This window comes from Sneathia sanguinegens (genome assembly GCF_001517935.1).
Lineage (GTDB): Bacteria > Fusobacteriota > Fusobacteriia > Fusobacteriales > Leptotrichiaceae > Sneathia > Sneathia sanguinegens.
This window is the reverse complement of the sequence record NZ_LOQF01000026.1, coordinates 1-582: the sequence shown is the minus strand read 5'-3', so window position 1 is coordinate 582 and position 582 is coordinate 1. Positions and strand designations below refer to the sequence as shown.

Here is a 582-nt window from a genome sequence, read left to right as displayed (position 1 = left end):
TACCTCTTTCGCGTATATGCTCCTCATATACAGGTTTTCCCATTCGGACATCTTGGCTTCTTCGTTTATGTGCAACTTCACCAAGCTTTTCGCAGCTTATCACGTCCTTCTTCGGCTTTTACTACCTAGGCATCCTCCGTATGCCCTTTTTTAGCTTCTCTCTAACTCTTTTTCAGTTGTAATCTTTTTTACCTACTATTCATTTCTCATTGTCCTATTTTTTCTTTTTTTTGGTGGAGATAAGCAGGATCGAACTGCTGACCTCCGCAGTGCAAGTGCGGCGCTCTCCCAGCTGAGCTATATCCCCATATTTAAGTCGTGTATGGTGGGCATGAATGGACTCGAACCATCGACCCCTGCGTTATCAGCACAGTGCTCTAACCACCTGAGCTACACGCCCTTCTTCTTTAAACACAAAGATTAGCAAACAAGTGTTCTTGTTTCTCCTTAGAAAGGAGGTGATCCATCCGCACCTTCCGGTACGGATACCTTGTTACGACTTCACCCCAATCGCTATCCACACCTTCAGTACCTCCCCCTTTGCAGTTAGGCCAGTAATTTCAGGTGCAAACAACTCTCGTG

Annotated in this window: 2 tRNA genes and 2 rRNA genes; all 4 read right to left on the bottom strand. The window is 45.5% G+C overall.

The features are described 5' to 3' along the window. Nucleotides 1-160: ribosomal RNA gene (locus tag AWT65_RS06270) — 23S ribosomal RNA — on the bottom strand; the annotation flags it as partial. A 71-nt stretch (nt 161-231) separates the two neighbouring features. After that, nucleotides 232-307 (bottom strand) — tRNA-Ala (locus AWT65_RS06265). A 16-nt stretch (nt 308-323) separates the two neighbouring features. Then, nucleotides 324-400, bottom strand: a tRNA-Ile gene (locus AWT65_RS06260). A 51-nt stretch (nt 401-451) separates the two neighbouring features. Continuing rightward, nucleotides 452-582 (bottom strand): 16S ribosomal RNA (locus tag AWT65_RS06255); the annotation flags it as partial.